The organism is Hyphomicrobium sp. NDB2Meth4, from assembly GCF_900117445.1.
GTDB lineage: Bacteria > Pseudomonadota > Alphaproteobacteria > Rhizobiales > Hyphomicrobiaceae > Hyphomicrobium_A.
Map to the genome: position 1 here is coordinate 43865 of NZ_FPEJ01000005.1, position 13734 is coordinate 57598.

12 protein-coding genes are annotated in these 13734 nt (G+C 63.1%); 6 read left to right on the top strand and 6 right to left on the bottom strand.

Annotated features, from left to right (window positions below; genetic code table 11):
* Positions 1-24 precede the first annotated feature (24 nt).
* The gene (locus NDB2M4_RS09120; protein ID WP_072373631.1) at positions 25-1245 is read left to right on the top strand and encodes an NADP-dependent isocitrate dehydrogenase; all 1221 of its coding nucleotides are present in this window, start codon (positions 25-27) and stop codon (positions 1243-1245) included.
* 59 nt (positions 1246-1304) lie between these two features.
* Here the strand turns inward: NDB2M4_RS09120 and NDB2M4_RS09125 are convergent, their stop codons facing one another.
* Positions 1305-1754, bottom strand: a complete 450-nt coding sequence (locus NDB2M4_RS09125) for a hypothetical protein (RefSeq protein WP_072373634.1) — start codon at positions 1752-1754, stop codon at positions 1305-1307.
* A gap of 142 nt (positions 1755-1896) precedes the next feature.
* Complete coding sequence (locus tag NDB2M4_RS09130) at positions 1897-2379, bottom strand: DUF992 domain-containing protein (protein WP_072373637.1); 483 nt, start codon at positions 2377-2379, stop codon at positions 1897-1899.
* Between the two features lie 182 nt (positions 2380-2561).
* Here NDB2M4_RS09130 and NDB2M4_RS09135 point away from each other — a divergent pair, with 182 nt between their 5' ends.
* The gene (locus NDB2M4_RS09135) at positions 2562-3560 is read left to right on the top strand and encodes a glycerophosphodiester phosphodiesterase family protein (RefSeq protein WP_072373640.1); all 999 of its coding nucleotides are present in this window, start codon (positions 2562-2564) and stop codon (positions 3558-3560) included.
* Here the strand turns inward: NDB2M4_RS09135 and NDB2M4_RS09140 are convergent.
* From NDB2M4_RS09140 to recA, 3 genes are all read right to left on the bottom strand, one after another.
* The gene (locus NDB2M4_RS09140; protein ID WP_072373643.1) at positions 3557-5344 is read right to left on the bottom strand and encodes a cation:proton antiporter domain-containing protein; all 1788 of its coding nucleotides are present in this window, start codon (positions 5342-5344) and stop codon (positions 3557-3559) included. The two genes, NDB2M4_RS09135 and NDB2M4_RS09140, sit on opposite strands and share 4 nt — an antisense overlap.
* Positions 5345-5465: 121 nt before the next feature.
* On the bottom strand, positions 5466-8144 hold the full coding sequence (gene alaS, locus NDB2M4_RS09145) for an alanine--tRNA ligase (RefSeq protein ID WP_072373646.1): 2679 nt from the start codon (positions 8142-8144) through the stop codon (positions 5466-5468).
* A gap of 233 nt (positions 8145-8377) precedes the next feature.
* Positions 8378-9514 carry a recombinase RecA gene (gene recA, locus NDB2M4_RS09150; protein ID WP_072374935.1) on the bottom strand — a complete coding sequence of 379 codons (1137 nt, stop codon included), beginning with the start codon at positions 9512-9514 and terminating at the stop codon, positions 8378-8380.
* A gap of 181 nt (positions 9515-9695) precedes the next feature.
* Between recA and NDB2M4_RS09155 the strand changes: the two genes are divergently transcribed.
* From NDB2M4_RS09155 to NDB2M4_RS09170, 4 genes are all read left to right on the top strand, one after another.
* On the top strand, positions 9696-9995 hold the full coding sequence (locus NDB2M4_RS09155) for a hypothetical protein (protein WP_139247175.1): 300 nt from the start codon (positions 9696-9698) through the stop codon (positions 9993-9995).
* A 129-nt stretch (positions 9996-10124) separates the two neighbouring features.
* Positions 10125-11189 carry an energy transducer TonB family protein gene (locus NDB2M4_RS09160; protein ID WP_072373651.1) on the top strand — a complete coding sequence of 355 codons (1065 nt, stop codon included), beginning with the start codon at positions 10125-10127 and terminating at the stop codon, positions 11187-11189.
* Positions 11190-11245: 56 nt separating this feature from the next.
* The gene (locus NDB2M4_RS09165) at positions 11246-12049 is read left to right on the top strand and encodes a hypothetical protein (RefSeq protein WP_083556099.1); all 804 of its coding nucleotides are present in this window, start codon (positions 11246-11248) and stop codon (positions 12047-12049) included.
* A 99-nt stretch (positions 12050-12148) separates the two neighbouring features.
* Positions 12149-13042, top strand: coding sequence for a hypothetical protein (locus tag NDB2M4_RS09170; RefSeq protein WP_072373657.1), 894 nt, complete (start codon positions 12149-12151; stop codon positions 13040-13042).
* 226 nt (positions 13043-13268) lie between these two features.
* Here NDB2M4_RS09170 and NDB2M4_RS09175 read toward each other — a convergent pair whose 3' ends face one another.
* Positions 13269-13730: a hypothetical protein gene (locus NDB2M4_RS09175; RefSeq protein ID WP_072373660.1), complete on the bottom strand. Its 462-nt coding sequence runs from the start codon at positions 13728-13730 to the stop codon at positions 13269-13271.
* Positions 13731-13734: the final 4 nt, after the last annotated feature.

The following is a 13734-nucleotide window of genomic DNA, read 5'->3' on the forward strand; positions in this document are numbered from 1 at the left end:
ACCCACCCACGCCAAGGGAACCCGATGCAGAAGATCAAGGTAACCGGAACCGTCGTCGAATTGGACGGCGATGAGATGACTCGCATCATCTGGAAGCTCATCAAGGACAAGCTGGTCCTTCCGTATATCGATCTCCCCATCGAGTACTATGACCTTTCGGTCGAGAACCGCGACGCGACCAACGATCAGGTCACCGTTGATGCCGCCAACGCCATCAAGAAGCACGGAGTCGGCGTGAAGTGCGCGACCATCACCCCCGATGAGGCGCGCGTCAAAGAGTTCAACCTGAAGGAAATGTGGAAGAGTCCCAACGGCACCATCCGCAACATCCTCGGCGGCGTCATCTTCCGCGAGCCCATCATCTGCAAGAACGTGCCACGCCTCGTCCCTGGCTGGACGCAGCCCATCGTCATCGGCCGCCACGCCTTTGGCGATCAGTACCGCGCGACCGACTTCCGCTTCCCCGGCAAGGGCACGCTGACGATCAAGTTCGTCGGCGAGGACGGCGAAGTGATCGAGAAGGAAGTGTTCAAGTCGCCGGGCTCGGGCGTCGCCATGGCGATGTACAATCTCGATGACTCTATCCGCGAGTTCGCGCGCGCAACGTTCAACTACGCGCTCAACCGCAACTACCCCGCCTACCTCTCCACCAAGAACACCATCCTCAAGGCCTACGACGGCCGCTTCAAGGATCTGTTCCAGGAAGTGTTCGACGCCGAGTTCAAGGCCGAGTTCGACAAGCGCAAGCTCTGGTACGAGCACCGCCTCATCGACGACATGGTCGCTTCGGCCCTGAAGTGGTCGGGCGGCTACGTCTGGGCCTGCAAGAACTACGACGGCGACGTGCAGTCCGACATCGTCGCACAGGGCTTCGGCTCGCTTGGCCTGATGACCAGCGTGCTGATGACGCCGGACGGCAAGACGGTTGAAGCGGAAGCTGCGCACGGCACCGTTACGCGCCACTACCGCGAGCATCAGAAGGGCAAGGAAACGTCCACCAACTCCATCGCCTCAATCTTCGCCTGGACGCGTGCCCTCGCCCACCGTGCCAAGCTCGACGACAACAAAGCGCTGGCAGATTTCTCCGCCGCGCTGGAGCGCGTGTGCGTAAAGACCGTCGAGTCAGGCTTCATGACGAAGGATCTCGCGCTGCTCGTCGGCGACAAGCAGAAGTGGCTTTCGACGAACGGTTTCCTCGACAAGATCGACGAGAACCTGCAGATCGAAATGGCCAAGGCGGCTTAAAAACGACCGCCTGAGAGCGATCGTCGGCGGAGCTCATCGCTCCGCCGATTGCTCGCGCGTCATCCGACGAGCCAATAGACCGCCCCGAACAGCGTCGCAGCAAAAGCGAGCGCCACGGGGATCAGCGCCACCTCAGCCCACGCTTGCCATGCCGGCATCGGTCCGGTGTAGGTCTGAAACGGCTCCGCCTCGAACCGGCGCACCGTAAGGGGCACCTCGATCGTGTGCCTAACCGTGGTGTGATGAATAGCGAGCGGGATGCCGAAGAACATCAGGCCCAGCACCGTCACCATCATCAGGTCGAGATTGGTCCCATCTGGCGCCGCGAATGCGAACCACGCGACCAACAGCATCCAAGCAAACGCACCGAAAATGGTGAGGTAGACGGCGCTCGGAAACTCCTGACCCGGGATCTCGATGCCGGGCTGGACACCCGGCGGCGGAGCCGGGTGTTCTGACGGTGCGGATGCAAAAGCTGCTTGCGCGATTTCAGATCTGCTGTCGGACATGCCGCGCCTCCATGAGGTCTACCAGCACCTGTCCCGACAATCATATGGGTATCGATCGCCGGGACCAGAAGATGGCTGCGAGCACAAGCCGCATGTGATCAGGTCGAAAAATCGGGCCGAGCCAAGCCAGCGCCTGTGAGCCTCACTCGGCCCGCAGACGCAGCGCCGCAACGCCAACCGCTATATTGAGGCCCTCTTGCCCCGACACGCTCAGAGGCTGCAGCGCAATCGAGTTGTGCGACCCGCCGAGCAGCGCATTGGCGCCGACGCCCAGCCCCACGGTCGCCTCGGCGGAGACGCCGCCGTACTTCCCCGCAAGCGCACCCGGCTCGAGATCCCGCGTCGGCGCAAATACGGTCCACACGATCTTGGCTCTGTCGGTGAAGCCGAGATCGATGCCGAACTTGTCGATCGAACCGAAATAGTGCTCGACGCTGCGCGGGCCCTTGAAGGTGCAGTCGAGATCCTTGCTCGATCCGAACACGAAGCCGATGCCGCCCGACACCTGACACGTCAGTACGCCAATCTCGACGTGCGCTGCTTGCGCCGGCAGTACGATGGCGAACGCCGCTGCCATGCTGGCGGCAATGCGTGTCGCGGTCTTGTTGGCGATGGCCGATCGCATGATGGTCTTGTCCCTGCTTGAATTACGGATGCCGTTTCGCCTTCCTAGCACGGCTGGCCTTTTATCCAGCCGTTGCGGTCATCAAAGCCGCAGCATGGTGAATTCTAAACCCTCCTGCCGCCATGTCACCGCCGCTTTGCCCCCGTTGAGTGCGCACCTCTCGGTTGTAGGCAAGAATTCTGATGCGCAAACTACTACGCTATTCACTCTCGATCCTCGTGCTGCTCGCCGCTGTCATCTGGCTCAACAACACTTCACTGCTGTCGGCACCGGTCAAAGATAGCCCAACCCTGCTGGCTCACCGCGGGCTCGGTCAGACTTTCACGCGCGAAGATCTCGACGCGCAGACGTGCACGGCAAGCCGCATTTACCCACCCGAGCACGGCTTCATCGAGAATACGCTCCCATCGATGCAGGCCGCGTTCGCCGCCGGTGCCGACATCGTCGAATTCGACATCCACCCGACGACCGACGGGCATTTCGCCGTCTTTCACGACTGGACGCTCGACTGCCGCACGGATGGCAAGGGCGTGACGCGCGAGCACACGCTCGCCGAACTGAAGGCGCTGGACATCGGATACGGTTACACCGCCGATGGCGGCAAGACCTTCCCATTCCGCGGCAAGGGCATCGGCGCGATGCCGTCGCTCGACGAAGTGCTCGCGGCGTTTCCCGATAAGCGCTTCCTCGTTCACATCAAGAGCAACGATGCGAGCGAGGGCGACAAGCTCGCCGCCTTCCTTTCACACCTCAGTTCGGACGCACGCGGACGGCTCATGATCTACGGCGCAGCGCCGCCCATCGAGGCCGTGCATACAAAGCTTCCCGATATCCGGTACGGCTCAAAGACGTCGCTCAAGGCCTGCGTGTTTGACTACATCAAGGCGGGATGGCTCGGACAGGTACCCGCTGCGTGCCGGTCCGGGTTGATGCTCGTCCCGAGCAACATCGCGCCCTGGCTGTGGGGATGGCCAAATCGCTTCCTGCAGCGGATGCACGAGGCCGGGGTCGAGGTCTTCATCCTCGGTCCCCACGATGGCGGGCAGTTCTCTACCGGCATCGATGAGGTGCAACAGTTCGAAGACTTACCGAGCAGCTTTAGCGGCGGCATCTGGACCAATCGCATCGACCGCATCGGACCCGCCGTATCAAGGCGTGCGGCCACCGCGAATGGCCATTAGCTCGTCTTCTTGACCTGACTTGCTCGCAATCCGCGCGTCGGCCGCCCAGCGGCACCTTGCAACTGCTCGCGGAACTCATCGCGCTTTTCATGGATCGACGCGATCACCGGCCCGGTCGGCACGCCGAGACCAACCAGCGTCGCCTCCGAAAGCTGCAAGCTCGCTTCGATCGTCTCCGGCACTGCATCGGTCACGTTCTGCTTATAGAGGTGGCGCGCATGCTCGGCATCGCGCGCGCGGGCAACGATGAGAATATCGTCGCGCAACTCGCGCACGGTGGTGACGATCTCGCTGACAGCCGACGCCTTGTTGATCGTAATCACCACGCCTTTTGCCTCATCCAGGCCGCAGCGCTTGAGAAAGAGCGGGTTCTTGGCGTCGCCGTAATACACCGGCAGTCCCTTCGTCCGGCCTCGAGCCACCACCGCCGGGTCGCGCTCGATGATGATGTGCTTGATGTTGTGCCGCGTGAGCATGTCCGACACCAGACGGCCCACACGCCCAGAGCCGATGACAATGGCATCGACGCGTTCCTGTGGCGGCAGCACTGCCACCACAGGATTTACATCCTTGGCGTTGAGACTTCCCGAGAGCCGCCGTGCGAAATGATCAAGCACCGGCACCAGCGCCATCGAGAACGACGTGATGGCAAGCACCAGCGCACCATTCTCCTCCGAAATAATGTGGCCGACCATCGCAAGCCCGATGACGATGAATGCGAATTCACCGCCCGGGCCGAGCAGCACCGCTGTCTCTATCGTCGAAGGCCATGGGATGCGGAACAGCCGCAACAGCCCGACAAGCACCCCGCCCTTGATGATCAGCAATCCCGCGATGCCGAGCAAAATCGGCCAGGGATCGGCGAACAGCGCGGGGATGTTGAGGCTCATCCCGACGGAGAAGAAGAAGACGCCGAGCAAGAGCCCCTTGAATGGGTCGATCGTCGCCTCGATGGCGCGGTGATACTCGGTCTCCGACAGAAGCAGGCCGGCCATGAAAGCGCCCAAGGCCATCGACAGCCCCGCCGCCGCCGTCACCAGACCACTGCCGACGACGACGAACAGCGCCGCTGCGACGAACAGCTCGGTGGAATCCGCTGACGCCACGAGCCGGAAGAACGGCCGCAGCAGCCACGTGCCGACCACGCCGATAACAGCAATGACCAGCACCGCCTGTCCGAACGCTTGAGCCAGTCCGCTGAGCAAGCTCCCTTGATGGTCTGGGCCCAGGATGGAGACGAGGAACAGCAGCGGGACGACGGCAAGATCCTGCAACAGCAGGATGGCGAAGGACGTTCGGCCCGTTGTCGTATTGAGACGCCCGCGCCGGGACAGAACTTCGATCACCACAGCGGTGGATGACAGCGCCAGCGACAGTCCGACAAGCACTGCGGCCGCCGGCTTCAGGCCGAACAGACCTGCAATGCCACCGATGATGACAGCCGAAATCGCCACCTGCGCGGTGCCGAGCCCGAACACCAGCCGGCGCATGGTGATCAATCGCTTGAGCGACAGTTCCAGGCCGATGATGAAGAGAAGGAACACCACGCCAAGCTCGGCGATGGCACCGAGCCCGCGCTCCTCGGAAACAGTGATCCATTGCAGGGGCGGCAGAGCCCACTTGAGCGCGCCAAGCCCATGCGGCCCGAGCACCGCGCCAGCGATGAGAAACCCTAGAATTGGGCTTAGCCTGAAACGCTGACCGATCGGCACCAGCACGGCGGCAGTGGCAAGGAGGATCATCGCCTCCCGATAGACTGTGAAGTCTGTGCCTTCCGCCGTCATCTATTCTCCCGCATCTGATGCGCGCACAGCATGAGATGCACACGCCATCAGGGGACCAAGCCCAGAAACATCCCGCAATTGTGGCAGGAAATACCTTTTCCTCATAGGCGTTGTTGCGCGCTCACGCTGCCTTGAGGAGCTCTTCGATCGCCTGCAGCGCAGCACCTGCGCGCGAGCCGTCGGGACCACCGGCCTGCGCCATGTCCGGGCGGCCGCCGCCACCTTTCCCGCCAAGAGCTTCAGCGCCGGCCTTCACCAGGTCGACCGCGTTCCACGTCTTGATCAGGTCTTCGGTCACGCCGACCGCGAGCCCGGCTTTGCCATCCTCGGTAACACCGACAATGGCGACGATACCCGACCCGACTTGCTTCTTGCCGTCGTCGATCAGTCCGCGCAGATCTTTGGGGTTAAGACCCTGCACCGTGCGCGCAAGAAGCTTCACGCTGCCCACCGACTTGATGCCGCCGCCTGCGCCCGCGCCTTCGCCGCCACCAGCGCCACCGCCCGACAGTGCGAGCTGCTTCTTCGCTTCGGCAAGCTGGCGCTCCAGTTGCTTGCGCTCTTCCACCAGCGCCTTGACGCGCTCTGCAACATCCTCCGGACGCACATGCAGCGCCGAGGCGATTTCCCGGATGCGCGCTTCCTGCTCGGAAAGATAGGAGCGGGCTGCGTCTGCAGTCAGCGCCTCGATGCGCCGCACGCCGGATGCGCTCGCCGTCTCGGCGATGATCTTGACGACGCCGATGTCGCCCGTGCGCTTCACGTGCGTGCCGCCGCACAACTCGACCGACCACGCCTTGTTCGCCGCCGGCCCGCCATCGCCCATGGAGACGACGCGCACCTCGTCTCCGTACTTCTCGCCGAACAGCGCCATCGCGCCGGATTCCATGGCGTCATCGAGAGCCATCAGCCGCGTCTCGACCGGAGAGTTCTGCAGCACGATCGCGTTGGCGCGCGTCTCCACCGCCGCGATCTCTTCTGCGCTCATCGGCTTCTGATGCGAGAAGTCGAAGCGCAGGCGGCCTGGGGCCACCATCGATCCCTTTTGCGCAACATGCGGACCAAGGACCTGCCGCAGCGCCTCGTGCAGAAGATGCGTCGCGGAGTGGTTCGCGCGCGTCGCCGAGCGCTTGTCGTGGTCGACTTCGAGATCGACCGTATCGCCGGTCTTGAAGCTGCCCTTCTCGACCTTGCCGAAATGCACGAACAGGCCACCCGCCTTTTTCAGAGTATCGGTCACGCGGAACAGCGCGCCCTTCGCCCCAACGATGACACCCTCATCGCCGACCTGTCCGCCGGATTCGCCATAGAACGGCGTCTGGTTGACGATGATTGCAGCCTCATCGCCCGCCTTGAGGCTCTTGGCTTCCTTGCCATCCTTCACCAGCGCGACGATCTCGCCCGCGGCGCTCTCCGTGTCGTAGCCGAGGAACTCCGTCGCCCCGACGCGCTCCTTCACCTCGAACCAGATCGCTTCAGTCACAGCCTCGCCCGAGCCCTTCCAGGCTTTGCGCGCTTCGGCCTTCTGCCGCTCCATCGCAGCGTTGAAGCCTTCGGTATCGACGCCAGCACCGCGCGAGCGAAGCGCATCCTCGGTGAGGTCGAGCGGGAAGCCGAACGTGTCGTACAGTTTGAAAGCCGTCTCGCCGGGCAGCACGTCGCCCTTCTTGAACTTCGCGGTCGCATCGCCGAGCAGGCCGAGGCCCTTCTCCAGCGTCTTCTTGAAACGCGTCTCTTCCAGCAACAGCGTCTCGGTGATCAGCGGCTGCGCGCGCTGCAGCTCGTGATAGGTGTCGCCCATCTCGTGCACCAGCGCCGGCACCAACCGATGCATCAGCGGCTCCTGCGCACCCAGCAGATGCGCGTGACGCATCGCGCGGCGCATGATGCGGCGAAGCACGTAGCCGCGCCCTTCGTTCGACGGCAGCACGCCATCGGCAATAAGGAAGCTCGAGGCACGCAGATGGTCGGCGATGACGCGATGCGAAGCTTTGTGCTCGCCGCTCGCCTTCACACCCGTGGCCGCGACCGAAGCCGCGATCAGCGCCTTGAATAGATCGATGTCGTAATTGTCAGTGACGCCCTGCAACACCGTTGCAATGCGCTCCAGCCCCATGCCCGTGTCGACGGACTGCTTCGGCAGGTTGAGACGCTCTCCACCCGGCAGCTGCTCGAACTGCATGAACACGAGGTTCCAGATCTCGACGAAGCGGTCGCCGTCTGCATCGGGTGATCCGGGCGGGCCGCCGGGAATCTTGTCGCCGTGATCCCAGAAGATCTCCGAGCACGGGCCGCACGGGCCGGTGTCGCCCATCTGCCAGAAGTTATCGTTGGTCGAGATGCGGATGATCTTGTCGTCCGAGAAGCCGGTCAGCTTCTTCCAGATGCCGTAGGCCTCATCGTCCGTATGATAGACGGTGACCGTCAGCCGCTTCGGATCGAGACCGAAGTCTTTGGTCAGCAGGTCCCAGGCGAGCGGGATCGCCCGCTCTTTGAAGTAGTCGCCGAACGAGAAGTTGCCCAGCATCTCGAAGAAGGTGTGGTGGCGCGCGGTATAGCCGACGTTGTCGAGGTCGTTATGCTTGCCACCGGCGCGCACGCACTTCTGCGATGAGGCCGCCCTCACGTACGGCCGTGTCTCCTGTCCGGTGAACACGTTCTTGAACTGCACCATGCCCGCGTTGGTGAACATCAACGTCGGGTCGTTGCGCGGCACCAGCGGCGACGATGGCACGACCTCGTGGCCATTCTTCTTGAAGAAATCGAGAAACGCGCGGCGGATGTCGTTGACGGAGGCCATGGGTCGCTTTCGAAAGCTCGTTTTCGGAGAGGGCGCCTGGTCCGGGCAGGAAAACACAACCCGCCCGATTTGCCGGCCTATCCGTCGCGGATCGGAAGGCCAGGTGTCAAGCGCCTGCGGCGCTTTCTCCGCCTCCGCGCGGCTTTGGGCTTCCCCGGCGGCGTCACCCCCAAAAAACAGAGCGGCGCCGAAATCCTCCAGCGCCGCTCAATAACCGTCAAATTGGAAGCGCCTCAGCGCTTTGCTCGGGCTGGCTTCTTCCCCTCGTCGTCGGGCAGCACGCCATCCTCGTCGGGCTCCTCGCCCTCGGCGTCCGGCTCTTCCTCGACAAGCAGCTTGTCGACGATCAGACCGGCATTCGAGCGAACCGCCTTCTCGATCGCGGCGGCAATCTTCGGGTTTTCCTTCAGGAACGCTTTGGCGTTCTCGCGGCCCTGGCCGATGCGCTCGCCCTCATAGGAGAACCACGCGCCCGACTTCTCGACCACGCCGGCCTTGGAGCCGAGGTCGATCAGTTCGCCAACCTTGGAGATACCCTCTCCGTACATGATGTCGAACTCGACCTGCTTGAACGGGGGCGCAACCTTGTTCTTCACCACCTTCACGCGCGTCTGGTTGCCGACCACCTCGTCGCGCTCCTTGATCTGCCCGATACGGCGGATGTCGAGGCGAACCGACGAATAGAACTTCAGCGCGTTGCCGCCCGTCGTCGTCTCCGGATTGCCGAACATCACGCCGATCTTCATGCGGATCTGATTGATGAAGATGACCATACAGCCCGATTTGGAGATCGACGCCGTCAGCTTGCGCAGCGCCTTGCTCATCAGGCGCGCCTGCATGCCGGGTTGCATATCCCCCATCTCGCCATCGAGCTCGGCCTTCGGCGTCAGCGCCGCCACCGAGTCGATCACCAGCACGTCGATCGCACCCGACCGCACCAGCGTATCGGCGATCTCCAGTGCCTGCTCGCCCGTATCCGGCTGAGAAATCAGCAAATCCTCGATCTTCACGCCAAGCTTCTTGGCATAGACCGGGTCCAGCGCGTGCTCGGCATCGACGAATGCGCAGATGCCACCCGTCTTCTGCGCCTCGGCCACGACCTGCAGCGACAGCGTCGTCTTGCCGGAAGATTCAGGGCCATAGATTTCAATGATGCGCCCGCGCGGCAGACCGCCGATCCCGAGCGCAATGTCGAGCCCGAGCGACCCGGTCGAGATCGCCTCCACGTCCATCGACTGGTCATTGGCGCCCAGCCGCATGACCGAGCCCTTGCCATGCAGCTTCTCGATCTGGGAGAGCGCCGCCTCCAGGGCCTTCAACTTGTCCATCGCACCCCCCTCAACGACCTTCAATTCCGGCCGGTTCGTCATGTCGTTCACCTATATGGCAAGCGTCGAGCGTTCTCAAATTCGACTCGAATGTACACTTTTTGTTCTTGTTGGTCCAGCACCTCGTAACCATGTTCGGCAGCCCTCCGGCGCTCTTAAGACGCGAGAAACCCCATGCCTGCGAGCATTTCGGCCCAGGGTCTCGCGTCGTCAGGGTTTGCTCGTGTTCTCCATCATCGCCACCGCTGCCAATGGAATGGCTACCCAGGCCCAGCGAATCGAGGCCGTGGCGCAGGACATCGCCGCGATCGGCACGACAGCAACGCCAAACGAGCCTGAACCGCAGGGCGGCCCCGTCCGCATCGGCGCCCTCCCCCTCGGTGACGCCACCCAGAGCATCGTCACGCTCGTGGAGGCCGAGCAGGCCTACAAGATGAACGCCCTCGTCCTGGCGACCGCCGTAGGCATGATCGACACCCTCCTCGACGTCGTTCAGCCCGCTGGCTACGACCGTCGCCGCTGATCGTCCTCTACCGCCCGAGAAACAAAGCGAAATCTTTCCGGTGTGCATGGTGGCCAATTGGCCGCAAGCGTACGGCTGCAGGCACGCTAGACTGGGCCATCATTGGGATGAGCCGATTCGCGAGCCGAGATGGCCGACATCGCGACAGTGGCGGAGCAACTGGCGGCTGAGAAGACGCTGGCCGAGACGCCTGCAGCCGAGTCCGGGAACGAGCCCGAGGACGGGAAGGCTGCGCCCGAGGTGGTGGCAGACGCCGACGCTAACGACGCCAAGCCAGAAGCAGTTGACGAAGCCACGCTCATTGGCGCGCTCAACGCCGACGAGCGTATCCGCGCCGGCTCCGAACGTGGCGAGCGCACGCTTTGGGTCAGCGCCGTCTTCGTCACCTTCCTGTATGCATCGCTGATTGCCGCGCAGGTGATGAACCTCGGCGGGCTCTCCGCCATCGAGCATGAACTCCAGCAGCAGCAGCGCGAGCGCGAGCGTATGGGCCAGGGCGCCGACACCGTCAGCGTCGAGATCGTCCCCGAGCCCGACTTCAACGCCAAGACGCAGAAGTGGCAGGAAGGCGCCAACGGCCCACCGACGCCAGCGCCGCCACAGCCCCAGCAGCAGGCTGCCCTGCCCCAGCAGCAGGTCGAGGAGCAGCCGCAGCAACAACCGGAAGAGCAAAAGCCCGAGGAAGAGAAGGCTGAACCGGAAAAGCCGCAGGAAAAGGAACCCGAAAAGGAAGCCGAGAAAGAACACGACGGTGGCCAGCCGACGCTACCGAGCTTAGAGGCCCTGCTCGACGCCGCCGCCAACGATCTCTCCGAGCAAGTGAAGGCACACTACGATCGCAAACCGCGCCGTCCGCAACGCCAGCAGCAGCAACAGCAGGCCATGGTATCCGGCGGCGGCATGAAGGTGCGCGGCGTCGGCGCCGGCGGCAAATCGGACGAGTTCACCAAGAGCGTCATCGACGCGCTCGTGAAGACACGGCCCGGGCCAGTGGCGCTGTGGGGCCGCGTGCTCGTCACTTTCCAGATCACCCAGCAGGGCGATCTGCTCTACGTGCGCGTGCTCCATTCCAGCGGCAACAAGGCGATGGATGATGCAGCGGTCAACGCCATCCACCGCGCCAAGTTCGTCAAGCCTCCCCCGGGTCTCTCACCTGAAGCGCGCACCTACATCATCGACTACGTCTTCGGCTGAGCGCTAGAATCAAGGCATCTCTTGCGCAGAACCTGCTCTCCGCGCTGGAGCGTCACGTGCACGGCATTCGGTTCGCCCTCGTCTTCGTGGCACTCGCGGTCACCGCCGCGAAGGCAGATGAACAGCTTTTCGAACTCGCCAAAAAAACCGCGAACCCTATCGCCGATCTCGCCACCGTTCCCCTGCTGTACAACTGGGATGGACAGCTCGGAGCAACCCGGGACGGCACCTCGAACTATCTGCGCCTGGAGCCGGTGCTGCCGCTGCACGTGACGCCTGGCTGGAATGTCATTACCCGCCTTTTCATGCCCATGATCGAGCAAGCAAACGTCACCCCCGACGGCGGTACGGACTACGGCCTCTCGGGCGTCAACCTCAGCTTCTTCGCTTCGCCCACCGGCCCCGTCGCCGAAGGTTTGTCGGTCGGTTTGGGCCCGGTCGTCGGATTTCCAGCCAGCAACCCGGAACTCGGCTCGCAAAAGTGGAGCTTGGGCCCGACAGCCGCCATCGTATGGCAGCCGCGTGGCCCTTGGACGGTCGGAATTCTCACGCGCCAGCTCTGGTCGGTCGGCGGCGACATCGATGAGCCGGAGATCAACGAACTCTATCTCCAGCCGTTCCTCAGCTACACGACATCGGATGCCTGGACGCTCGGCATCAACAGCGAGGCCTTCTATTATTGGCTCGACGATGAAGCGTCCGTACCCATCAATCTGTCGCTGACCAAGCTCATCCGGCTCGGTGGCGCAGCGCTCAGCATCGGTCCGGCTGTGCGCTATTGGGTCGAGAACCCGAAGACGGATGCGCAGGGCTGGGGCGCACGCTTCACCGCAACGCTCGTCTTTCCCGACGATCCATAGCTTCTCGCTGGATCGCCAGTGGCCCGCGCGCCACAACCGCACGCGGACGAATCAGACAATGTGCGAAGCTTGTGGAAATCCCGCCGAGGGAGGCTTCGAATGCGCGTGCCGATGTTCATGAGCGTCGCGCTCGCAATCTTCGCCACTGCTGCCCGCGCAGACGGCACTCCGCAATGGTCGGCGCAAACCTCACCCATCAAGCCCGGCCCGAGCGGCTGGCATTTCAAGTTCACGCCTTACGCTTGGCTCCCTTGGATCAACGGCGATGCCACCGTCAAAGGCCGTGACTTCACTATCAATCAGAACCCGGGCCAAGTCCTGAGCTCGCTCGATTTTGCCTGGATGAGCTACCAGGAGGCGCGTCGCGGCGCGATCACGCTGTTCTCCGACGTCATGTTCACCAAGAACTCGGACTCCGACAGCTTCGCCCGCTCACATCAGTTCTCGGCTCACGTTGAAGGCTCCGTCGGCGCAGCGCTTTCCGCCGACTACAAGCAATGGATTGTCGAATTCGGCGGCATGTACGAGACCAACCGCTGGCGCATGGGCCCGGGCCCCGGCGAAGCTGACACCACTCTCGATCTGCTTGTTGGCGGTCGCTATTGGCATCAAGAGCTGGACGTCGACCTATCCCTCGATGGCACGCTCGACATACGCAACCTCGTCATCGAGCGCGGCATCGCACTCGCCCGCTCTGGCGGCGTCGACTGGGTTGACCCGTTCCTGGGAGCGCGCATGGTCTACCAGCACAGCCCCACGGACTCGTTTGTCTTTCGCGGTGACATCGGCGGCTTCAGCGTCGGCAGCAAGATGACCTGGCAGGCCATCGCCACCTACAATTTCTATCTGGGCTCGCACGCCGCGATCGATTTCGACGGCTATCTCGGCTACCGCGCACTCTCCGTCAACTACGTGCAGGGCAGCGGCATCGACCGCTACGAATTCGACGTGGTGCAGCAGGGTCCCGTCGTCGGCATCACCGGCAAGTTCTAGCAGCGCGACAGCCGCGAAATGTCATCCTCGGCTTTAAGCCGAGGATCCAGCGAGCAACAGACACCATCAGCGAGATGCGATAGGTGGCTCCTCGGGACAAGCCCGAGGATGACGACTTAGACGCCGTGGCAGCAATCTTCGATCCTTACAAACTAGGATCGGCTCTACTTCATCGAACCCAGCATCGCAAAACAATACCCTCTCAAGCGTCGGCGGTTCACCCCGCCTACTCCACCGCCTGCAGCGGCTTCCACGTCGGATCATCGAACTCCTGCGGATAGCGCGCCAGCGCCGCGTCCGCGCGCTGTAGACCATCCATGGCGCTCAACTGCTCGGTCGGCTTGGCCACCGCGCCAAGCCCCGTCACCACTTCTTCCAGCAGCGCTTTCAACTTGTCGAGCGCCTCTCCCGAAAGGCTAGTCTTTGCCAATATCTTGTCGGCCTCCACCTTCACCTGCGCCGCAAACCGCTGCGCGTGATCGGGCGGCATCCGCCGATGCGTCACCAGCGAATGGTTGGTGATGACGAGACTGCGGATCGCCGCCATGCCGCTCTGCACGGCCTCGTCGGTCGGCAACGGCGCGATAGCAAAGCCCGCGCGCGGCACGATCTTCTCGGCAGCGGAAAGCGCCGGCGTCATGAGGCCGCCCATCAGGGCAAGCACGATCACACGAAGAATGAACGTCATTGGA

Excerpts from the sequence above, each read along its gene's own strand:
- NDB2M4_RS09135 (WP_072373640.1), top strand. The coding sequence starts at position 2,562 with ATGCGCAAACTACTACGCTATTCACTCTCGATCCTCGTGCTGCTCGCC.
- NDB2M4_RS09160 (WP_072373651.1), top strand. The coding sequence starts at position 10,125 with ATGGCCGACATCGCGACAGTGGCGGAGCAACTGGCGGCTGAGAAGACG.
- NDB2M4_RS09125 (WP_072373634.1), bottom strand. The coding sequence starts at position 1,754 with ATGTCCGACAGCAGATCTGAAATCGCGCAAGCAGCTTTTGCATCCGCA.
- recA (WP_072374935.1), bottom strand. The coding sequence starts at position 9,514 with ATGACGAACCGGCCGGAATTGAAGGTCGTTGAGGGGGGTGCGATGGAC.
- NDB2M4_RS09130 (WP_072373637.1), bottom strand. The coding sequence starts at position 2,379 with ATGCGATCGGCCATCGCCAACAAGACCGCGACACGCATTGCCGCCAGC.
- NDB2M4_RS09120 (WP_072373631.1), top strand. The coding sequence starts at position 25 with ATGCAGAAGATCAAGGTAACCGGAACCGTCGTCGAATTGGACGGCGAT.
- NDB2M4_RS09140 (WP_072373643.1), bottom strand. The coding sequence starts at position 5,344 with ATGACGGCGGAAGGCACAGACTTCACAGTCTATCGGGAGGCGATGATC.
- NDB2M4_RS09170 (WP_072373657.1), top strand. The coding sequence starts at position 12,149 with ATGCGCGTGCCGATGTTCATGAGCGTCGCGCTCGCAATCTTCGCCACT.
- NDB2M4_RS09175 (WP_072373660.1), bottom strand. The coding sequence starts at position 13,730 with ATGACGTTCATTCTTCGTGTGATCGTGCTTGCCCTGATGGGCGGCCTC.
- alaS (WP_072373646.1), bottom strand. The coding sequence starts at position 8,144 with ATGGCCTCCGTCAACGACATCCGCCGCGCGTTTCTCGATTTCTTCAAG.